The organism is Nostoc sp. UIC 10890, from assembly GCF_054786515.1.
In genome coordinates, this window is the sequence record NZ_JBSGKF010000001.1 from 318,813 (window position 1) to 339,824 (window position 21,012).

17 protein-coding genes and 1 pseudogene are annotated in these 21,012 nt (G+C 40.3%); 5 read left to right on the forward strand and 13 right to left on the reverse strand.

All coding sequences use genetic code 11. From position 1 onward, the window contains the following. Positions 1 to 63: 63 nt before the first annotated feature. Positions 64 to 1,467 (forward strand): hypothetical protein, encoded by a 1,404-nt coding sequence (locus ACWATR_RS01415; RefSeq protein WP_460328790.1) that lies wholly within the window; start codon positions 64 to 66, stop codon positions 1,465 to 1,467. Positions 1,468 to 1,779: 312 nt separating this feature from the next. On the opposite strand, the gene ACWATR_RS01420 is transcribed toward ACWATR_RS01415, so the two are convergent. Then, positions 1,780 to 2,529, reverse strand: coding sequence for an SDR family NAD(P)-dependent oxidoreductase (locus ACWATR_RS01420; RefSeq protein WP_460328792.1), 750 nt, complete (start codon positions 2,527 to 2,529; stop codon positions 1,780 to 1,782). Between the two features lie 82 nt (positions 2,530 to 2,611). Next, entirely contained in the window at positions 2,612 to 4,045 is a 1,434-nt protein-coding gene (locus ACWATR_RS01425) for an MFS transporter (protein ID WP_460328794.1), read from the reverse strand. Between the two features lie 621 nt (positions 4,046 to 4,666). Here ACWATR_RS01425 and ACWATR_RS01430 point away from each other — a divergent pair. Both ACWATR_RS01430 and ACWATR_RS01435 read left to right on the forward strand, forming a co-directional pair. Then, positions 4,667 to 5,686: an Npun_R2821/Npun_R2822 family protein gene (locus ACWATR_RS01430; RefSeq protein WP_460328797.1), complete on the forward strand. Its 1,020-nt coding sequence runs from the start codon at positions 4,667 to 4,669 to the stop codon at positions 5,684 to 5,686. Positions 5,687 to 5,775: 89 nt separating this feature from the next. Continuing rightward, on the forward strand, positions 5,776 to 6,723 hold the full coding sequence (locus ACWATR_RS01435) for a glycosyltransferase family 2 protein (protein ID WP_460328799.1): 948 nt from the start codon (positions 5,776 to 5,778) through the stop codon (positions 6,721 to 6,723). A gap of 227 nt (positions 6,724 to 6,950) precedes the next feature. Here ACWATR_RS01435 and ACWATR_RS01440 read toward each other — a convergent pair whose 3' ends face one another. The 4 genes from ACWATR_RS01440 to ACWATR_RS01455 form a co-directional block, all read right to left on the reverse strand. After that, positions 6,951 to 8,699 (reverse strand): NAD+ synthase, encoded by a 1,749-nt coding sequence (locus tag ACWATR_RS01440; RefSeq protein ID WP_460340122.1) that lies wholly within the window; start codon positions 8,697 to 8,699, stop codon positions 6,951 to 6,953. Between the two features lie 239 nt (positions 8,700 to 8,938). After that, positions 8,939 to 9,685 (reverse strand): NUDIX hydrolase, encoded by a 747-nt coding sequence (locus tag ACWATR_RS01445; protein WP_069070045.1) that lies wholly within the window; start codon positions 9,683 to 9,685, stop codon positions 8,939 to 8,941. Beyond that, complete coding sequence (locus tag ACWATR_RS01450) at positions 9,646 to 10,245, reverse strand: nicotinate-nucleotide adenylyltransferase (protein ID WP_460328802.1); 600 nt, start codon at positions 10,243 to 10,245, stop codon at positions 9,646 to 9,648. The genes ACWATR_RS01445 and ACWATR_RS01450 overlap by 40 nt, the downstream gene beginning before the upstream one ends. Before the next feature lie 50 nt (positions 10,246 to 10,295). After that, the gene (locus ACWATR_RS01455; RefSeq protein ID WP_460328804.1) at positions 10,296 to 11,711 is read right to left on the reverse strand and encodes a nicotinate phosphoribosyltransferase; all 1,416 of its coding nucleotides are present in this window, start codon (positions 11,709 to 11,711) and stop codon (positions 10,296 to 10,298) included. Positions 11,712 to 12,165: 454 nt separating this feature from the next. Here ACWATR_RS01455 and ACWATR_RS01460 point away from each other — a divergent pair, with 454 nt between their 5' ends. Next, complete coding sequence (locus ACWATR_RS01460; RefSeq protein WP_069070042.1) at positions 12,166 to 12,318, forward strand: nicotinate phosphoribosyltransferase; 153 nt, start codon at positions 12,166 to 12,168, stop codon at positions 12,316 to 12,318. Positions 12,319 to 12,661: 343 nt separating this feature from the next. Here ACWATR_RS01460 and ACWATR_RS01465 read toward each other — a convergent pair whose 3' ends face one another. The 6 genes and pseudogenes from ACWATR_RS01465 to ACWATR_RS01490 form a co-directional block, all read right to left on the reverse strand. Then, positions 12,662 to 13,453, reverse strand: coding sequence for a hypothetical protein (locus ACWATR_RS01465; protein WP_460328806.1), 792 nt, complete (start codon positions 13,451 to 13,453; stop codon positions 12,662 to 12,664). 309 nt (positions 13,454 to 13,762) lie between these two features. Beyond that, positions 13,763 to 13,897, reverse strand: a pseudogene (locus ACWATR_RS01470) (transposase); the annotation flags it as partial. Between the two features lie 82 nt (positions 13,898 to 13,979). Beyond that, on the reverse strand, positions 13,980 to 14,171 hold the full coding sequence (locus tag ACWATR_RS01475) for a hypothetical protein (RefSeq protein WP_181930207.1): 192 nt from the start codon (positions 14,169 to 14,171) through the stop codon (positions 13,980 to 13,982). Positions 14,172 to 14,189: 18 nt separating this feature from the next. Beyond that, the gene (locus tag ACWATR_RS01480; RefSeq protein WP_460328809.1) at positions 14,190 to 15,359 is read right to left on the reverse strand and encodes a glycosyltransferase; all 1,170 of its coding nucleotides are present in this window, start codon (positions 15,357 to 15,359) and stop codon (positions 14,190 to 14,192) included. Further along, complete coding sequence (locus tag ACWATR_RS01485; protein ID WP_460328811.1) at positions 15,337 to 16,590, reverse strand: O-antigen ligase family protein; 1,254 nt, start codon at positions 16,588 to 16,590, stop codon at positions 15,337 to 15,339. The genes ACWATR_RS01480 and ACWATR_RS01485 overlap by 23 nt, the downstream gene beginning before the upstream one ends. 255 nt (positions 16,591 to 16,845) lie before the next feature. Then, positions 16,846 to 18,924: a protein kinase domain-containing protein gene (locus ACWATR_RS01490; protein ID WP_460328813.1), complete on the reverse strand. Its 2,079-nt coding sequence runs from the start codon at positions 18,922 to 18,924 to the stop codon at positions 16,846 to 16,848. A gap of 540 nt (positions 18,925 to 19,464) precedes the next feature. Here ACWATR_RS01490 and ACWATR_RS01495 point away from each other — a divergent pair. After that, entirely contained in the window at positions 19,465 to 20,667 is a 1,203-nt protein-coding gene (locus ACWATR_RS01495; protein WP_460328815.1) for a pre-peptidase C-terminal domain-containing protein, read from the forward strand. Between the two features lie 150 nt (positions 20,668 to 20,817). Here the strand turns inward: ACWATR_RS01495 and ACWATR_RS01500 are convergent, their stop codons facing one another. After that, positions 20,818 to 20,982, reverse strand: coding sequence for a hypothetical protein (locus tag ACWATR_RS01500; protein WP_460328819.1), 165 nt, complete (start codon positions 20,980 to 20,982; stop codon positions 20,818 to 20,820). Between the last annotated feature and the right edge of the window lie 30 nt (positions 20,983 to 21,012).

Sequence of the window (21,012 nt, forward strand, 5' to 3'; positions counted from 1 at the left end):
CTTTCGAGAAACTTTTAAGAGATTTTATTGGTCTGGTTGTCCAAATTCTGCAAAAATCAGCTAATGTCATCTTCTGCTCAAGGTATTCCCGGATTACCCGATTTGACGCATCCAATTGAGCTTGTTCAATTTGGAACCGAGGCGCTCAAAGCTTCATTATTATTAGTATTTTTGATCGTAGCTTTGGGAGTTGCGATCGCACTGATCAGTTTTTCCCTGCGTCGAAGTCAGCCTGAACAACTTATATTCATTGGCGAATGGGCTGTTCGTTATTCCCAACTGTTGCGGGGATTGCAGCATTTAACTCTAGTATTAGTTCTGTTAGTACCAGGATTTTTTCTCTGTTCAACTTTAAGCAATCGCTATCACCACTGGGAACAAGCAAAGGTGGCTCAAGTAGCTGAAAGTGTTGCTGGTGAAAAGCTTGAACAATTTGCGCCTCAAGTCCGCTACTCTATTCAAGAGCCATACTCATATACCACTCAAGTTGATGGCAAAATAGTTAAGGTAAATGAGACGCGAGAGATCAATCGCTTCTTAATGCTGGCTGGTTCACAAATTCAAGTCAAGCTTGACCAAAGTGTAGATGTTCCAGGTCGTAGCTCAATTTATCGCGCAGATTATACTGCTGATTATAAAGTAGTTAACCAACTCAAAGATATTAATAATTTTTTCTTTGAAGCACCGCCACCCAACGGCTCCATACTGCTTAAGAGCTACAAAATCGAGCGTGACGGGACTAGGTTACAACCAACTAATCCGGGAGACTATGGTTTTCCTTTTCGGCTGCAACCAGGGGAAGAAACCACCTTTCGAGTCACATATCAGGCTAGAGGCGGGCCTCGCTGGGTTTATAGTGCGGGGGGACAGATGCTATCTAACTTCCGCCTTATAGCAATTGCTAACTTTGCTCCAGCTAATTTTGCCAGTGGTATTGAACCTGATGAAATTAAATCTGACGGACGCAGTACGCAATTTACTTGGAAATTTGACGATAATGTTTCAGTTAAAAATCCATTTGGAGTATTTACCAATACCGAGCCTATTGGTAACACGGGGGTAATTCCGCGTCTTTTATTACTAGCGCCAGCAATATTTTTATGGTGGATATTGTTGTTATATTTATCGCTGCCCATGAGTTTCAAAAATGTAGCGATCGCTGGTAGTATTTTCTTTGCTTGTCTATTGACTTTGACCTATCTAGCTCGCGTTATCAATGCTCAGTTGGCTTGGACTTTAATTTCCATCATCTTACTAATTTTAACATGGGGATTGGGAGGCAGCCGCAGAGCTTCTTTGGCTGCGATCGTCCCTACTATTGCTGGAGCAGTGCTACCTATTTTTGGATTATTAGTACCCTTCAGCGGACTCACCCTCAGCCTAGCGGGTTTGCTTTCAGCGGTTTGGCTAGCAGTTCGTCACTGGTATAGTTGGTACAATTTGCATCCAGAAGATCAAAGATTGTAGGGCTGTAGAAAAACGCTACTTGTTCAGAATTGAGTGAGATATTTTACAAAGAAAGGCAGAAGTACGAAGGCAGAGGGCAGAAGGAAAGAAGTATCAATAAAAACTTTAGTTACGAGTATAAAGCCCACTTCAAAAAAAATAATTATACCGAGACTGCTTGCAGCGAGGTATAAAGCGTCCTTGTTTCAATCCCACTATGAGTAAGGGTGGGTTCCTTCTGCCAACTGAGCCTCCTGCCTTCTGCCTTCTGAACCTCTACCTATGTTTTTCCTATTTAAAAAAGGGCAGGCTTAACGAGCGTGCCCTTTAACTTTAGTGTTCTTGTCCTGTTGGTCGGATAAGGATTTCGTTGACATTAACGTGCGGTGGTTGGGTGAGGGCGTAAACGATCGCAGCAGCGATGTCTTCGCTTTGCAGAGGTTGAATTGACTTGCGTCGTTCTTCGATCCTTTGTTTGGCAACTGGATCGGTAATTTGGTTGTCAATTTCTGTATCCACCAAACCTGGTTCGATAATAGTGACGCGGATATTTTCTTTGTGGACTTCTTGGCGCAATGCTTCCGAGAGGGCATTCACACCCCATTTGGTCGCATTATAAACACCGACGCCCGCCCGCGCTGTCCGGCCAGCTACTGAGGAAATATTGACTATATGTCCCGATTTTTGCGCCTTCAACAGAGGCAAAACAGCATGAGTAGCATATAGCAATCCTAATACGTTGAGGTCAAACGATCGCCGCCAGTCTGAGCTATTTCCCGCTTCAATGGTGCCGAGTAAGGCAATCCCCGCATTGTTGACGAGGATATCAACCCTTCCCAATTCTGCATTTGCCTTTGCCACCAAGTTATTTACCTGGGTTTCATCGGTCACATCGGTGACAATGGGCAATGCCTTGCCACCACTAGCTTCGATGCGTTCTGCTAATGCCTGAATGTGATCGCCACGTCTAGCAGCAAGTACTACTGTTGCTCCAACTGAAGCCAAAGCGATCGCAGTTGCTTCTCCAATTCCCGCTGAAGCACCAGTGATAATTGCTACTTTTCCTTCTAATTTACCTGTCATTTATCTAACTCCTTAGTGATTTGCTAATTGGGGATGGGGCATTGGGCATTGAAAAGAGGCAGAGAGCTGAGGAGAGGAATTTTCACCCTGCTCTCTGCTCCTTACTGATCCTTAAAACAGATGCAACTGCTGCGCCACATAGTATTAGGGCTGCAAAACGAAAAGTTCCTTGGAAGCCTGCAACGATCGCATCAGTAGGAGCAACAGATACATCTGCGCCCGCAGACATGCTAGCGATTAACGCTCCAAATACTGCCCCGATTAGAGAAACTCCTACGGTGTTACCTGAAGTACGTGATAAAGACAGCAGCCCAGAAGCAATCCCTAGCCGCTCCCTCGGCACTGCTCCCATAACAGTGCTATTGTTGGGCGATTGGAATAAACCTAATCCAATGCCGTAAATAAAATAGCGCGATACATAGCCTAGCTCAGTAACTTGAGCATCAAAAGTGCTAATCCCCAAACAGCCGCCAATCATCAACCCCAGTCCAATTGAACTGATCAGTCGCGCACCAAAGCGGTCTGAAAGTATTCCAGCCAGGGGGGCAATTAACCCACTAAGTATAGGCGACACGGCTAGTAGCAGCCCCACTTTTAGCGTCGGATATTGCTTGACCCCTTCTAGAAAGAAAGGGACGATGAGTAACGAACCGCCAATGACAGTGAATGCTAGCCAGCCACTCAGTAAACCCATACTCAATTGAAGATTGCGAAACAGGTGCAGTTCTAGTAATGGCTGTTCTAGGATCGCTTCAACTACCAAAAAAGTTGTAAAACTCACGGCGGCGATCGCTAATAAGACTAATGCATTGATACTGCTAAAGCCAAGGCTTTGCCCCAGTGTCATACCCAGACCAAAACTACCCAGAGTCAATAAAGCCAATATGGCTCCAAAAAAGTCAAATTTTTGTTTGCCCTGAATACCTACAGAAGGTGGCACCACCCTAGCTATTAAGAAACTAGCTATGATCCCCAGCGGTACATTGATGAAGAATATACTATGCCAACCTGACCAGCTTAAGAGCAGTCCGCCAGCAGAAGGGCCAAAAGCAATTCCCAGTGATACTACACTACCGATGACACCAACAGCCCGACCTCGTTCGGAAGTGGGAAAAACTTCTGTGACGATTGCCAAACCAAGCCCAGAGACGAAGACAGCACCTAGTCCTTGAAGTGCCCGAAAGCCGATCAACCATTCAATACTAGGTGCAAAACCACACAACAGCGAACTGAAAGTGAAGAGAACAAGTCCCCCTTGATATAAGGACTTCTTGCCCCACATATCACCCAGGCGCGTTGCTCCCAAAACTAAGCCGGAACTGACCAACTGGTAACTCAACACAGCCCATTGGGTTGTAGGGAAACTGGTGTCAAAGGCTTTCACCAATGTGGGCAAAGCAACATTGATGATTCCCACATCTAAGGTAGACATGAACACCCCAAGTCCGACACCGAGTAATACCCAATTTTTTTGAGAGCTTGACAAAGCCAGAGGTTGTGCTTGGAATTGTGCCAACGTTTAGCCTCCACCTTTGACTTTACGGTTATGAATAGTTTGCATACGTATATTTATTGTAGGATGCTATTCTGATTACCAAGTTTAGAACACTAAATTAGCCGCTTCCATCCAAGACTATCTATGTATTTCATCCCTCCCATCAGTGATGTTCATAGCGATCGCAGCAGGCGCTTCGCTCACAAATAAATACGATATCTTGATAAAGATACTGTACTTAATGCCAATTAGCAAACTATAGAGGTAATGCGGATTAGGAAATATCAATTATTAAAGTCACATCTACAACTGCAACCAAGTATCATAATTGCATAAACAATAACTCAGTAAGCTGTTCGCTCTGCCCAAGCAGAAGAACTCGTCTGAAATCATCAGCGTTTCGCCAGGTTTCAATTATGTGTATATTATTAATTACTTGGGAATAATAGATTAGAAAATAACAATAATATTATTTGCGTTACCCAGAGAATGTTTAAAAAGTAGCAAAATATACTACAATCCCCGCTTCCATTCCCTCATAGGGAAGGTTTGCTCGGTGCTTAAGTTTGTGAGGTATTGCTGTTACCGACAATACTTTTCAAACATCCCTTCAGTGACTAAACATAAAAAGGATTTATCAAAATGGATACTTTCGGTATTTACACCCTTGCGAATGATGTGGTGTTTGACCAACTAGTAGCTTTGCTAAACAGCATTGAGGTGAATGTTAGTGCAGATATTCCTATTTGCATTATTCCTTATGATGAGCAACTAGACTTAGTTAGGCAAGAAGTTAATGCTCGAAAAAATGTAATTCTGTTTGATAATTGGGAGGTAATTCAACGCTGGGAAGAATTTGCTCATCAGGTTTGGGGTGCTCATTCCAGACAACAAGATACAAAATTATCACACTCTAGCTGGTACAAAAGTCATTTACAAAGAAAGTTTGTTGCCTTTGAAGGGATTTTTGATAAATTTGTATTTTATGATGGTGATAGCTTGGCAATGAAGCCACTTAATAATGTAATTGACAAGTTAGAAACATCCGATTTTGTTTTTGATGACTGGGAACATCTTAAAGATAGACCTGTTGCAGCTTTAAATATTTCAGTTATAGAAAAAACTGGACTGTATACAGAAGCAGATATACGTCCTAAACTGCATTGCTCTAGCTTTTTTGGATCTAAACGGGGGTTATTTACTGTTAAAGAAATTGAAATAATGAAGGAGCGATTAATTACCCATAGGGAAGTTGAATGGATTAATGGATATGGCTGGTGGGATGATGCTTTTTTGTTTAATTATATGACTTTGCGCTGCGATCGCCCATTATTTAACTTTACACTTAGCCCTAATGGCGAAGATAGAACAGGTAACTGTGCCAATGCAGATCCCTTCGTTAATATTAATAATGTTCTTTACAATCAAGACGGCTTAAAACCAATTCACCGCATCCATTACATGAGCTATTCTGCTCGTGATTTCGCCCACTTAAGTCAAGGAAAAGATATTAATATCTGTTATGCAAATGAGTTTTTACACTATCGCTTTCTCAAACAGCCAGAACAAAGACCAAAACAGCTAAGACCACTCAGCATAATTGCAAAAACTAATATTTTTTTCAATAAAACAATGAATAAAATTCAAAGAAGTATCCGCTAAATATAGCTTTATTGTCGATGGATTAAATTAGCAATTGATTATGATGTAAAAGTTCTATTTTCTCTATTTTTAAATTATTAGTATACAATATGCCTAAAATTACTGTTTGCATTCCTACTTTTAATCGTGTTCATCTCCTCCCTTATGCCATTGAGAGTGTGCTCAATCAGTCTGAGCAAGATTTTGAGCTAATTATTTGTGATGACGGTTCTAGCGATGGTACACCTGAATTGATGTCACAGTACACAGACCAGCGGATTAAATATATCCGTCATCTGCAAAATATTGGTAAAAGTAATAATATGCGCTCTGGCTTTGATGCAGCCACCGGTAAATATTTTATTAAATTTGATGATGATGATCGGCTAACACCCGATTTTCTCGCAAGTACCGCAGCTATTCTTGCTCAAGACTCTAGCATTGATTTTGTTGGTACAGATCATTGGATAATTGATATTAATAATGTGCGGGATGAGGTAAAAACTCAAGAAAATACTCGACGCTGGGGTAGGAAGAATTTACCAGCAGGTATTGTAAATAATTTGTTGGAAGTTGTATTTATTCAGCAAAGTTTTCAAGTTGGGGCGACATTATTTCGCCGTAAAACATTGCAAGAATTAGGATATATGCAACCAAATCTCCAAAATTGTGAGGATAATGATTTATTTGTGCGTCTCGCTTTAGCTGGGAAAAATGGCTATTACTTACCAGAATTATTGATGGAATATCGCTACCATGCAGAGCAGCAAGGTATTAATCGAGCCATTCCTTACTTATTTGATAAAATCCGGTATTTAGAAAGTTATAAATTTGAGTCTGAAAAAATAGAGACAATCAGGAAAAATCGTCTAACTGAAACGCAATTATTATTAGGTTTGCGTTTAATTGAAAAGGGTGAAACGCAAAAAGGCAGAGAGCTAGTTTTAGCAGGACAGTCTTTTTCTACTCCTAAAGCTTGGACTGGTTTAGGGTTATCGTTGTTACCAGTTGGGTTGCGAGGTAAGGCTTTTAATGCACTGCGACAGGTGCGGGGTTAGGCTATGGGAATGTGTTGGCGCAGCCCGCCGCAGGTATCGTTTTTTATTCCTAGTGGATAATGTCTCACACAAAGGCGCAAAGAAAATTATCTATTTTACGAGTAATGAGTAATGAGTGGATGAGAAATGGGTATTTACTCATTACTTATTACTTATTACTTATTACTCCAGAATTACGCACTGATTTTTGTAATGACTACAGCTTACTATTAGATACACCACAAAAATTATTTGATTTGCGGATGAGCACCTTGTCCATCCCAACAGACTAAGGTAGGTGTAGCTATGCTTTTAGTCTGGTAAGCGTTTTTGACACCAACCCAATTACTAGCAATTGGCATTCGCCAACCAGTTCCAAAGGCGCGATCGGTGATTTTTAAGCCGGGGGGTGCTTGTCGCCGTTTAAATTCAGCCCGCGCTACCATTTGGATTACTCGGTCTACAATCACCGGATCGTGACCGGCTGCAACAATTTGTGTGGCTGATTGGTGATTGTGAATCAGCCTTTGCAAAATATCGTCCAAAATTTCATAGGGCGGTAGAGAGTCTTGATCCACTTGACCTGGTTTGAGTTCGGCGCTGGGTGCTTTAGTCAAGACGTTTTGTGGGATGATTTGATGATCGCGATTTAACCATTGACAAAGTGAATACACACGGGTTTTAGGAACATCTGCAATCACCGCTAACCCGCCATTCATATCGCCGTAGAGAGTACAGTAACCAACTGCCATTTCTGACTTGTTACCGGTAGATAAAAGTAGATAACCAAATTTATTAGCGATCGCCATTAATAAATTACCCCGAATCCGGGATTGTATATTTTCCTCAGCCAGTCCAAACTCAGTACCCGCAAACAAATCACCTAAAGTTTGATCAAAGCCTTGCATTAACTCGCCAATTGCTAAAAGATTAGTCTTAATCCCCAAATTGTCCGCTAATGCCAAAGCATCACTGATGGAATGCTCGGAACTGTAAGGGGAAGGCATGAGAACACCGAGGACATTTTCTTTACCAAGTGCAGCTGTGGCGATCGCAGCTACTATGGCAGAATCAATCCCGCCACTTAAACCCAACACTACTTTAGAAAAGCGACACTTGCGAGCATAATCTCGGACTCCCAAAACCAAAGCTTGCCAAATTTCCTCATCTTCCGATTCATACATCGGTTCTACAGAACCTAGCTGCAAATCCCGCTGTGTTTCATCAAATTCAACTACTAATAAATCGGTGTCAAACCCACGGGCGCGAGACATAATTTCACCTTGCCGATTCAAAGCAAAACTACGTCCATCAAAAATTAGGTCATCATTTCCGCCAACCTGATTAGCATAAATAAACGGTTGTTGAAAACGTACTGCACTATGACTGAGCATCGTTTCGCGAAACTCCTGCTTGCCGACCGTATAGGGGGAAGCAGACAAATTTACAATTAAATCTACACCCAAGATTGCTAAGTCAGCAATCGGATTCACTGTATAACTACGTTTGCCCCAAAATTCCTCATCATTCCATAAATCTTCGCAAATAGTTACGCCAATATGAATATCATCTAGAGTGAAATAATTAGCTTCCAAACCTGGTTCAAAATAGCGACGTTCATCAAATACATCGTAAGTAGGTAAAAGTCGCTTGTGAAAAATTTGCTTTACCTTGCCATTTTCTAACAAAGCTATGCTGTTAAATAAAGTTTTACCACCACTAATATGTGCTTGGAGGTTCTGTTCAACAGTTCCTACCAACACAGCTAAATTTGGTGGTAAATCTTGGGCCAAGTTTTGTAAAGTGATACCCATCGCTTCCACAAAACTAGGATTTAGTAATAAATCCCTTGGTGGATAGCCACATAAAGAAAGTTCCGGTGTTAGCAACAAACGCGCACCACTAGATGCTGCGCGTTGTGCCGCCTCCAAGATTTTTTGGGCATTTAAAAGCAAATCACCGATAGTAGGATTAATTTGAGCGATCGCAATTTTCATATTATTTGTCATTAGTCATTGGTCATTTGTCATTTGTCAAGAGTCATAAGTTACTCTGGACTTTGGACTCTACAAAGTAACGTGAGTTCGACAAGTCTTATTTGACCTCTTCCCCAACCTCTCTCCGACGCCTAGAGGGGAGCAAAAAGCTGAATTAATTTCTCGTTGCTCCTCCCTCTCCGAAACGGAGAGGGAGGCTGGGAGGGAGAGGTTCATCGAACTTACGTTCAAGTGATTGGCTAAATAAACACCAAGGGTTTATCTTTTAAGGGGGCAAAAGCTTCGGCGTCAAACTTATACAAACTAGCTGGACGACCAGCACCCCGTGATACCTTAATTCCGGTATCGCATAAAAAACCTAACTTGAGTAGACGCGCCCGAAAATTAGAATAATCAGAAAAGTTATCGCCTAAAACTGTGGCGTATAACTGATATAAATCATTCAAGGTAAACATTTCTGGCAAGACTTCAAAAGCCACTGGGCTGTACTCTAATTTATTTCGTAATCGCCTGTGGCCATAGGCCAGAATTTCATTATGGTCAAAAGCCAATTGTGGCACTTGTTTTACTGGATACCAAGCGATGCCAGTCATGCGATCGGCAATTAATTCGGCTTCCTCAAATCGCACTAGGGCAAAGTAACTAACTGATAGATAACGCACACCATAACTATCAGTTGCTTCCCGTGGATCGCGATTCGGCCCGCCAAAGGTATACAGTTGTTCTAAGTAGAGATTGTTGACCTTAATTTTCTCCGCCATAATGCGATAAGCGGCATCTTCTAAAGACTCTCCTGGACGCACTAAAGTACCAGGAAGACTCCAATGATTTAAAAATGGTTCTTGCTGTCGCATTACTAGTAGAACTAACAGCCGATTTTGGGCAGTATCTACAGAAAAAATTACATTATCAACACCAACCTTGAAATCGGCCAAAGGTTGTTGGTTTAACGGAGTTGGTATCTTTTTTTGGGAACGTCCTGGCATTCGTACAAATGCTCTTGATTAATATAGGCAACTACAGGGGCTGTGAGGGCTTCAGAATCTCCATGTTCGCGGTACGCTGTTGAGGAAACATTTAGACCGATCAGACTAGCGATCGCAATCTTCCCTCCCAGCTTTTGCACTACCTCTGAACTAGATTCATCTATTGCATATCCGGGTCGCGGTACAATCAGTAGTTGCACTTCCTGTAACAAATCTTCAATGCGATACCAACGTGGTAGCTGACTCAGTAAATCTGAACCAATAATCAACGTCAATTCAGCGTCTTCACCCCAAATAAGCTTCGCTTTTTCCACTGTTTCCAGTGTTCTAAAGCTACTCAATTCTTGTTCCAAAGCAACATTGTGCCGTGGCGCGTCTATATCCGCAATCAACAATCGCAACATTGCCGCCCGATGTTCTAAGGGTGTTTGATGGGACTTAAATGGATTATCCGCTGCCCAAACTGCTACCCAATCATAACGCTCAGACAACCAACTCAGAATTTTTTGATGACCAGCAGTTGGTGGATCGGCACTCGTTCCAAACAAAGCAACTCTCATAGTAATTCGTAATTCGTAGTTCGTAATTAAGACAGACTGAAAGAGTACTTTTACTTATGTGTTCTCTGTGCCTCTGCGGTTCGTTTCTTAGTTTCTTCAGTCAACAGCCGTAACGCCTCAGAAATCTCCACTTCTACAGCCACAGGATGATCCAAAAGCCGTGTTTGTTGTGGCAAACTGGCAACTGAGGCTGCGGTACGTTGACGAATTGTTGCCAAAGACTCTAACGGTTGCACCCGTTGACCTTCCTGCACTACCAATTGCAACAAAGGTTCTTCATCCAGAAGACTTTCACCTAAGAGTCCTAATCTGTCTGCTTTTACCTTACCTCCCGTAAACGAGCGAAAAATCTGCTTGCGCCCTGGATAAGTAACCTTACCACTCGACTCCTTCATCACTGGGATGCCATCAATGTCTACAAGTTTATAAACTCCGTTTACGGGCGAACCTGTAACTAGTCGTGTTCCCAGTCCGTAACCATCAATTTCAGCCCCAGCTGCTTTTAATCTGGCAATTTCCCACTCGTCTAAGTCACCACTGGCAAAAATTGGCACACCGGGAAGGAGCGATCGCACCTGTTTTGATAAGGTAACTAAATCTCCTGAGTCCAATCTCACTCCTGTTAATTGCATTTCCCCGGAATTTACTTTTTCGGACAAGCGCTGGGCAGCAGCAACGGTATTGTAAGTATCAATCAACAATGGCGCACCCGGAAAATATCGATGAAATGCACTAAAAGCCTGTTCTTCAGTGCCTTCTATTGCTGATAACGCCATCACTAAGGCGTGTGCCATAGTACCACTTGGCTGTTGTCCTAGTTGTAGCGCTGCTAACACATTGGAGGTGGAATCTAACCCACCTGCCAAGGCCGCCCGCGCCGCCCACAAGGAAGCCTGCGGACTAAATGCTCGTCTGGTTCCAAATTCTAAAAGTGTTGCTTCTTCCCCTGCTACATCCCGCAACCGTGCTGCTTTTGTCGCAATCAAAGTCTGGTAATTAATCGTATTCAGAAGGTAAGTTTCCACTAGTTGCGCTTGCCAAAGGGGTGCTTCCACCCGCAACAGTGGTTGATTGGCAAAGACGGCTGTCCCTTCTGGTACTGCCCAAACATCACCCGTGAATTTTCCTTCAGCTAAAAGTGACCAAAAGCGATCACCTGCGTGAGCAAAAATTCCCGTTGCTTGTAATGCCGCAATTTGCGAGGAACTAAAGCGGATTTTGGCTAAATATTCCAATGCCTGCGTCAGCCCCATTGCAATTAAATAACCAAAACCCTCTGGCAATCGTCTGACAGACAATTCAAAGCTTGCCCGTCGTTGTTCTATACCTTCACCTGTGTAACAAGCTGCCATTGTCAACTGGTAAAGGTCGGTCAGTAAGCTGTAATCATCCGCAGACAGGTTTAGTTCCTGGTTCTGCTGGCTTTGCTGTTTATATACATAGTCCAAATCTGGCAAAGTTGTCATGCAAGAGCTTCCTTACAAGATGCTTCTTTTATTTATGGTAATATTTACCATAAATAATGTCAACTCCTGGCAAGTATATTTTCAGAGATTGCCGTCTATCAGTAGATTTATCGGCAAATTAATACTAACTTTATAAAATACTTAATGTTTTTTAATAGTAAAAGCTGGCAATAATGTTAATCTGACAGGGCGGCTAATGAAAAGAAACAATATCCTTTAAGAGAAAGTTTGTTTGCCAGCCTATTTTCCAGACTGGGGTTGAAGAAATAACTATGTTACAATTACAATGAGTGAGAAAAGTTTGATTTTTTTACAAGCTAAAGTATTGCGAAGTTATCTGAATAAACATTGCATATATTCTCAATATATTGAGAATTAGAGCCAGCCTTAAATATCAGTATTAGAGTAGAGGTAGCACAATTAAAGCGACTCAAAAATAAGGAGTCCAAATATTATGGCTATTTCCCAAATCATTGCTAACATCACCCAGTATATTTCTGAAGCTGCAATGCGGATTTTTGGCCCTACGGATGATGCTTATCCTGTTATTGGCGTACAACCTTTTACAGGTGAGCCTTATGATAAGCGTACAGCCGATACTTGGTAGGTGCTAATACGGCGTTCAAAAAGAATACAGTAGTCAAAATTCAGAATTCAGACGAGGTTAATTACCGAGGAATTCAGGCAAACCATATAATTGAAAACCACTAAATTGTAGATTGAGCTAGCTACTTAAACCCCTTTATTCAAAAGTAGTGGCGTATTGGAATACGCCACTACTCTAATTCATTCTGCATCCTGGCTACTGATGAATATCTTGCAGTCTCAGTGTATTGTGCAAGTAACCAGTCCAAGACTTTATTTAAATGTTATGTATGCAGGAAAACTGCATTTTTTAGCGATCGCATGACCTCGTGATGACCCGAAGGCGAAAATGGATAAAATCGAGCTTAGGGGAGTGGTCTTTTCTTCGTTTTCAAAACAATACCAAAACCAGCTACCATTAGGGTTCCAAGAATGTTAGCGGGTTCTGGAATAGAGGTTTCATCGATAGGTACTTTGATTCTTAAACTTGCCAAGGTAGCGTTAGTGATGGTCAAGGATGTTACACTGGGCAAACCTGGGATATCAGACTGGAAATCAAAGACTGTGGGAGTTGAACTACCATTGCGATCGCTATATCGCACTCCATATCCGCTGACTTCAAAAGTGCCTTGATACTGCTTTCCGGTGTCTGGGTCGATTACAGTACCAGTATAGAAGGCTTTTGTAAGATTAAATTCATCCTGAACCACTCCTTGAAATGTGGTTCCTGGCAATTGTCCCTGGTAAAGAAAAGCAGTCAACTGACCACCAGAGAGAACCGGCGATGTGAGAACACCATCAAAGGAGACAATTGGAATACCTTTAAAGTCAACAAAGTAATGCAGACTTCCATCAGAGCGTGTTTCTACCTTTAAATAGTCTGACTCGTATACAGGAACATAATCAGGATTATTATTAGTTCCTAAGTTCCGGTAATAAGTTCCAGTGTCATCCGTATCAATCCGAGTAGTACTTTGATTGAAATTGGGATTGTTTCTGGGAAGTTCGATAGTCCCTGATAATGTGCCAGTGCTTTGAATTGTGATGAATTGAGCAGCAATTGCACTTGCTCCACTTAAAGCGATCGTCATTGCTGCTAAACAAGTGCTGCTAACAATTGCACAACCTAGCTTAATCCCTGATGAACTTACTTTCATGAACAATTTACTCCTGGAATTGCCGATGAGAAAACACACCTAATGCGCTGAGATTTATTTAAAAATTTTCTCAGGCACGATTTATTATTCCCAAACTACTAATGAAAGTTTCATCGACAACAAAAAGCCTTATCAATCGCTATTTTTATTCTTGTCTTTGGGGAGTGTATCGGAGACAATGACCTCATTCCCAAATTTTAATTTCGTTTCCTGATGAGAAGATGTTTAAATTGTTCTAAGGTTTAGCCTGAGCCAGTTCGTAAATTAACGTGAGTTCGATGGAACTAAAAAAGTGCAGGAGGTAGCGCAGGCAAGAGTGAGCTTAAAAGTAAGTAAGTCTCCTCTGTTGTTAATAATCAAATGTAGTTTCAAGCCATAATGCCAACCCACGGAATTTTTACCCCATCCAACTAACCCTTCAAAGACTTTATGTGAATGTGCCCGACGGGTAAAGAGGAAAAGTAAATTCAAACCCTTCCCCTTTCCCCCTTAACCGAAAAATATTGGAAACACTATATCATTTTTACTAGTGATAAAATACACCAATAATAAGAGAAACAATTATTGGTATTAGGATTGGAATAGCAACTATAAGTCCCCACTTACCAAACTTAATTTCCTCACCCTCCGATTTTAAAAATGCAATCCAACCTACAACTCCCATCAAAATCCAGATACACCCAAAAGCAAGAAATATAACAAATACTGAATCGTCCATTCTTCCAAAATGTTTATTTTAATTGACACTAATATCTACAACTAACTTTGCTAAATTCGCACGAAAATTGCTATAGTCATAAGACTCAATAGTTTTTTGTTGCAAGTACTCTGGTTGGTAAATTACTGGGTTAGAGCAATCTCCTTGCAGAATTTTAATTAGATTATGGGCAATTTCTTCTACGTTATCAGGATCAACTAAACATCCCAACTTACCTTCAGCCAAAGGGTCTATAGAACCATCTTGATTACCCGCCAACACAGGTTTACCACAAGCTAAAGCTTCTAGATAAACAATACCAAATCCTTCCCCTTTACTAGGCAAAGCAAAAACATCGCAGAGATTGTAATGAGCGCATAATTCTTCATCTGGTACAAACCCTGCAATAGTGACACAATCTTGTAGATTTAAGCTGGAGACTAAAGCATTAATTCGAGGTAAATCATCTCCTTTACCTACAAGAATAAAGTGAACATTAGGGACATAAAAACGGATTTTAACCAAAGCATGAAGTATTTGGTCATAACCCTTGTATTTTGCCATGCGTCCCAATCGCGTTACTGTTAGAATTACAGGCTGCTCATCTTTTAAATTATATCGTTTGAGTAAATAGGTTGGTTTAGGATTTATTTTAAATTGACTGGCATCAAACGTATTAGGTAAAATAACTACTTTATCTGAGTCAATATTATTAGATTGAAGCAAGCGCTGGCGAGTGTAATTACTAACACTAATAATTTTATCTGCTTTTTGTAATGCTAACTTTGTAGCATTATTTTCAATATCCCAAACTTCTAAGCCATGAGCAACTACCCAATAAGGAGTCCCAGTCAAAAGTTTTAGAATATAACAAGCGACGGCATAGTTAACATGAGTTGATATGACTATAGTAGGACGTTTAAAAATAGCCAAAACAATTATGTTTGTGGCAAACATAATTGTTTGTAATAATTTTGGGAAAGCTCCAAAATAATGAAATCTTGTTGAAGGTAAAAATTGCAAGTCTTGTGGCTGTCTTGAATTGTGCTTGTCATACTTGAGAAGCACATCATACTCAGCATCAGGATACACATCTTGTAAAGCTTTCAGCAAAAATGTTGAGTAAACTTGGATACCTCCCTTAAAACCAAATATATTCGGAAATATTAAGTTGAAATGACGTTTATCAATTGCGGGTTTTTTGAACATTGTAAATAGTTTGAGGTTTTGATTCAATAACAAAATCTTTTTGAGAATTGATAGCTGCTGCCAGAAAATAAAATTCAATAGTTGTAAAAGTATAGTCTTCGGCAAAAAAATCTGGCATTTGAGATGCTAAAAACATCATAATTGGAATGATAGTCACAGGATTGGCATATTTAAGATAAGATGCTACTCTTACTAAAAAATTAGTAAATAACAATAATCCGATAATTCCTTGTTCTACCAATACATTTAAAAATATATTATGTGCGTGATAACCTTTAACTCCAAAAACTTTCACTCCTATATGTTCTGCAAAAACTCCTACACCTATACCAGTAATCGGTCTTTTAATAGTTTCAGTAATAGCTGCCTGCCAAAGTGCAAACCTTGATAAAGCTGTTCCTACAGGACTAGGAAGCTCTATTTCGCTGGCATTGTTTACAAATAAATTAATTAAGGGAAATATTTTACTATCTCCCAAACCAATTCTATATGTAGATACTGGTATGGATACGATACATAAAAGCCATAAGCTCATAATAAAAATCATTTTTCTAATACTGATAATTTTATATATCAATAAAAGAAACAACCCAAAAATCAAAACTAACCAAGCATTTCTGCTAGCAGATAAAGCTAGAGAAATGAGAAAAACAAATTCGCTTATGTACAATTCAAGTTTAGATATATTGTTCTGTTTTTCTAAAATTAGGCTCAAACATAATCCAATGGCAACTATTACCCCAAACTGATTAGGATTTTGCATGATTGAACCAATCTGGGGATAATAACTTGGAAATTTTAATAATTCAAAAATCCAGTGATTGGGGAATAAAGCTTCTAAAAAACCAAAAACTGCAATTACTTGTAGTAAGTATAATATACACCGATAGTAAAATGTTAACGATGAGGTTTTTAAATGTCTAAAAGTTAGAACTAAAAAAGCAAAAAACAATATAAAGTAAGTAGAATATTTAATACTATAAAGAATTGCAGTATTGGGAAATTGACTCATGAATGAAGAGAGCCACATCCACAAATACAGTAGACTGATAGATATTAAAATGATTCTATGCTTTCTTAAAACTTCTGGTATATTTTTGGTAGATAAACTGATTATCCCAAAGCTAAATGCAGGAAGTAATAAATAATGAATGCCAATATTTATTCCCGGAAATTTAATCCGCCCTAGAAGCGAAGAAAATAGTATTAGCAAGAAAAATATATTAATCATAACCTTTTAGTTGTGGATATTTTTTGACAACAAAAAACCTATATTCAATCCACACTTGCAGGTAGGTTGAAAAAGGGATTGTGATATTTTTTTAAGCTAAAATCCTGATCACGTAAAAAATATTATCATAAAACAGTCCTCAGTAATATCATCTCTTGAAGCTACGACTTAGCTGAGGTTTTAGCCAAACTAAATATTATGGGATGCAATGCGAAAAAGTGGACACCTATCCCGAATCTTCACTATCAGCACTTTTCAATTAATCATCTGCCAAATCTTGAGAATGTTCTCACCACTACCACCACCAGCAATAGTTTGTCCATCTGGGCTAATGGCAACAGCATAAATATATCCAGAACCCGTCTCTAAAGTACGGATTTCCTTTCCTGTGACTGGATTCCAAAATTTGATTGTCTTGTCACTACTGCCACTGATAAGGGTGACACCATCTGAACTTTTGCTTGGCAAAAAAGCAACAGAATTAACCTTATCATTATGTCCCTTTAAAGTGTGGATTAACTTTCCGGTCTTCACATTCCACAATTTGATTGTCTTATCTCTACTGCCACTGGCAAGGGTGACGCCATCGGGAGCAAAAGCGACTGAAAGAATCGACTCTGCATTGCCTTCTAAGGTGCGGATTAACTTTCCTGTCTCCACATTCCACAATTTAATTGTCTTGTCCCAGCTACCGCTAGCGAGGGTTTTGCCATCAGGACTGAAAACTACAGATGGAACACCATTGATATGTCCTTCTAAGGTGCGAATTAACTTTCCTGTCTCTAGATTCCATAATTTGATTTTCATGTCCTTACTAGCACTGCCACTAGCAAGGGTTTTGCCATCAGGACTAAAAGCGACGGAAGTAATTCCATCGCTATGTCCCTCCAAAGTTCTGATTAACTTTCCTGTCTCCAAATTCCACAGTTTGATTTTCATGTCCGCACTACCACTGGCGAGGGTCTTGCTATCAGGACTGAAGCCTATAGTCCAAATCCAATTGGAATGTCCTTTTAGGGTGCGGATTTCCTGTCCACTTGCCAGATTCCATAGCTTGATTGTCTTATCATCACTGGCACTACCCAGGGTTGTACCATCAGAACTGAAAGCTACGGAATTCACATCGCTGTAATGTCCCTTCAGGGGTTTGGGTAGAAAATAATTTTCCGAGACGCTTTTGCTTTTTTGGGACTGAATCGGCTCAGAAATAGGTTCAGGAATAGGCTCAGAATATTCGCTTATTGTATGGGGGCGATTCTGGAAATACCAAACTCCCCCTAATCCCAACGCTAAAATGCTAGAACCTAGCAGCAGTTGACTTTTCAGCTTGATATTTGTTTTTGATGAAACGGGCCCTTTGTTTGCTGCGGTGGCTGTAAATGTTGGTGTAAGTATAGTTGGGGGAACTGATGACAATGGTGATAGCTGAGATGTCAAGTCTGTTATGACTTCATCAGCCGATTGGTAACGCTTTGGGATTTCTAGTTGCAACAGCTTATCCAAAACTTCACCCAACTCTATAGATACAGAAACCTCATCCTTACCTGGGTTGGTCAAATATTGCCGCCAAGACCCAACCCAACCATAACCTTGCTTTATCCACAGTTGAGATGGGCGAACCCCAGTCAGTAGATGAAAACAAGTCGCCCCCAAACTGAATAAATCACTGGCTGGATAAGCTTTTCCATCTTGCATCTGCTCAAGTGCAGTGTAACCGTGTGAGCCAATAACAGTGCCCATTTTAGTTTGTACTGTTGCCGTCAGGACTTTGGAAGCCCCAAAATCAATTAGCACTAATCGCCCATCACTTTGACGGCGAATAATATTCTGTGGCTTGATATCCCGGTGAATCACTCCCCGCTGATGGATAAATTTCAGTACCGGCAGTAAATCTAGCAAAAGTTGACGAATCTCTGTTTCGTTATAGGTTCCCCGCGTTTCACATTCTTTGAGCAAGTTTTGTCCATCGATAAATTGCTGCACCAAAAATAGATAGCTATTTTGCTCAAAATAAGCCAATAAAGTTGGAATTTGCGGGTGTTCTGCCAGTTCTTGAAGTCGGCTAGCTTCTTGTTTAAATAATTCAACGGCCTTTGTTAGTGGCCCAGTTCCCTGAAGTTTTGGTGCGAATTGCTTAACAACACAGCATTCATTGAGTTTATGTACATCTTTCGCTAGATAGGTTCTACCAAATCCGCCTTCGTCTGACAAAACCTGAGTAGGCCGATAGCGACCTCCCAGTAAGGGTATCAATTCCGCTTTACAACTGTGGCAATAGTTGTTTTTGTCAGGATTTAGGGGTTTTTGGCAATCGGGATTCACACAACAGAGCATACTGGGAATCCATTTCAATTGGAGTATATATTCATTTTAAGTCATGCAGTATAATCTCTCTTGTTAGTAAATATCACTTAGACACCATACAAATCCCCAATTTCCTTACCTCATCAGGTATTGAACAATTTAAATAACTTGGAGAAAGTTGTGCTTGAGCGATGCCTTTTGACGAATTGATTGGCATCTAATCTACTTGTGCTTAAAATTTATTAATCCGGCAGCATCCGGCTCAGTTTTGCACAAATATCTGAGCAAAATTCCGAAAAACAGTAATTTCAGGTTGTAGGTCAGTAGATACGTACAAAATTGAGATTTACTCTAGAAGTTTCAATTGAATATATAGTTTTTCTGGCTTAATGGTGACAAAAATTTGGGCTGCATGGTAGGGTGCACATTAAATTGGTGACGGGCAAAGGCTAAATTTTAGTTTAGTCTTCAAAATAAGTTAGTTTTATTTGCTGGAAAGAAACAGGAAATGAAAAATTAAATAATTCCATCGCTTAAAGATAAAAAATCAGCAAAATTAGGAGCATAATTATGCTATTAGAAAACCACAAGTATGGTCGCAAATTAAGCCGCATTTTTATTTGTTGCTTGAGTAGTAGTTTTTTGGTCACGAGTAATCTGCTACCTATCAATGCTTTGGGAAGACCGCAAAATTATCAAGACTTTCTAATTGCTAAATCACCAGATGAGAGACAACCAGAAGCAGTAACGAAAGGAATTGAGCAAATTCCTCCTTCTCAAGCGTCAATATCTCCAAGACCGAAGACATCTGTTGAGTCACCAGTACAGCAGTCTCCTCGTGTATCGTCTCAGCCAGCAAATTCACAGCCAACATCCAATAGTTCCAGTGCGAACTCAGGGAGACGTCGCCAAGCTAGTTCCAATTCAGGGACACGTCGTCAGGCTAGTTCTAATTCAGGGACACGTCGTCAAGCTAGTTCTAATTCAGGGACACGTCGTCAAGCTAGTTCTAATTCAGGGACACGTCGCCAAGCTAGTGCCAACCGTCCACCAGTTTCTCAACCTGCGACACCTACTTACAAGGAGATTAACTTTGTAGATGTGGCATTGGGTATTTTAAGTAAGGATGACTTTCAATCTCAAGGTAGATATTTTCATTTCTATGAGTTTGAAGGTAGAGAAAATCAATTAGTCCAAATTCGGCTGATTGGTAGTAATGACACACGCAGGACAAATAACTTGAGTTTAAATCCTTTGTTGTTTTTGCACGATCCTGATAATAATATCATCGTCAAAAAAGGCACTTTGGATAAAAATAGTGGTGGTGATGATGCATTCATTTTTGCACGATTACCTGTCAGTGGCACTTATAAGATTGCAGTTACTAGCCGAGATGCCGGTGAGATAGGTCGCTATAGTTTGGCTCTGAGGAATGATAGAGCTAGTTATACTTTGGATGAAACAGGTCAACTAACTGCTAAAAGCTCAACCCTGAAACAAAATGGCGGCGCTTACAATATTTCCAATTTTCAAGGAAGAAAAAATCAGCTTGTTAGTATTCGTGTAGATAGTGTTGATGAAGAGTTTTCTCCTTACGTAGCTTTGCTAAATTCTCAAGGACAGACGATCGCTATCGATAAAGACAAAGACAAAAATGGTGTGTACACTGGTTTAATTGACCGAGCTAGGTTGCCTGAAGATGATACTTACTATATAGTTGTTACTTCTAAGAATCCACAGGAACGCGGTAGATACAGATTGACTATTTTCTAAGCTCGACTTTATCAAATTACGCGGCATAAACGGCAATGTGCCGCAAACGTTCAAACAAAGGGCGAGGTACTTTTACCATTGTTTATCTCGTTTCCATGCAGAGCATGGGAATGAGTTATGAGGGGCTACTGTCTCTACTCAGACATTGAGTCAGAGACTCAATGAATGCATTCCCAGTCGGAGACTGGGAACGAGGAAAGTCTTTAGCGATCGCAGCATTCGTCGCATCATAGAGATTAACAAAAAATGTCTTGTCGGCTTCAAGTAGTTTTCTATCACCTCTGACGCCAAAGCTTTGAAAATGATTGTTCCCATTCTAAAATTGTAATCAGAGTCAGGACTTTC

Excerpts from the sequence above, each read along its gene's own strand:
- ACWATR_RS01415 (WP_460328790.1), top strand. The coding sequence starts at position 64 with ATGTCATCTTCTGCTCAAGGTATTCCCGGATTACCCGATTTGACGCAT.
- ACWATR_RS01420 (WP_460328792.1), bottom strand. The coding sequence starts at position 2,529 with ATGACAGGTAAATTAGAAGGAAAAGTAGCAATTATCACTGGTGCTTCA.
- ACWATR_RS01430 (WP_460328797.1), top strand. The coding sequence starts at position 4,667 with ATGGATACTTTCGGTATTTACACCCTTGCGAATGATGTGGTGTTTGAC.
- ACWATR_RS01435 (WP_460328799.1), top strand. The coding sequence starts at position 5,776 with ATGCCTAAAATTACTGTTTGCATTCCTACTTTTAATCGTGTTCATCTC.
- ACWATR_RS01440 (WP_460340122.1), bottom strand. The coding sequence starts at position 8,699 with ATGAAAATTGCGATCGCTCAAATTAATCCTACTATCGGTGATTTGCTT.
- ACWATR_RS01445 (WP_069070045.1), bottom strand. The coding sequence starts at position 9,685 with ATGCCAGGACGTTCCCAAAAAAAGATACCAACTCCGTTAAACCAACAA.
- ACWATR_RS01450 (WP_460328802.1), bottom strand. The coding sequence starts at position 10,245 with ATGAGAGTTGCTTTGTTTGGAACGAGTGCCGATCCACCAACTGCTGGT.
- ACWATR_RS01455 (WP_460328804.1), bottom strand. The coding sequence starts at position 11,711 with ATGACAACTTTGCCAGATTTGGACTATGTATATAAACAGCAAAGCCAG.
- ACWATR_RS01460 (WP_069070042.1), top strand. The coding sequence starts at position 12,166 with ATGGCTATTTCCCAAATCATTGCTAACATCACCCAGTATATTTCTGAA.
- ACWATR_RS01465 (WP_460328806.1), bottom strand. The coding sequence starts at position 13,453 with ATGAAAGTAAGTTCATCAGGGATTAAGCTAGGTTGTGCAATTGTTAGC.
- ACWATR_RS01475 (WP_181930207.1), bottom strand. The coding sequence starts at position 14,171 with ATGGACGATTCAGTATTTGTTATATTTCTTGCTTTTGGGTGTATCTGG.
- ACWATR_RS01480 (WP_460328809.1), bottom strand. The coding sequence starts at position 15,359 with ATGTTCAAAAAACCCGCAATTGATAAACGTCATTTCAACTTAATATTT.
- ACWATR_RS01485 (WP_460328811.1), bottom strand. The coding sequence starts at position 16,590 with ATGATTAATATATTTTTCTTGCTAATACTATTTTCTTCGCTTCTAGGG.
- ACWATR_RS01490 (WP_460328813.1), bottom strand. The coding sequence starts at position 18,924 with ATGCTCTGTTGTGTGAATCCCGATTGCCAAAAACCCCTAAATCCTGAC.
- ACWATR_RS01495 (WP_460328815.1), top strand. The coding sequence starts at position 19,465 with ATGCTATTAGAAAACCACAAGTATGGTCGCAAATTAAGCCGCATTTTT.
- ACWATR_RS01500 (WP_460328819.1), bottom strand. The coding sequence starts at position 20,982 with ATGGGAACAATCATTTTCAAAGCTTTGGCGTCAGAGGTGATAGAAAAC.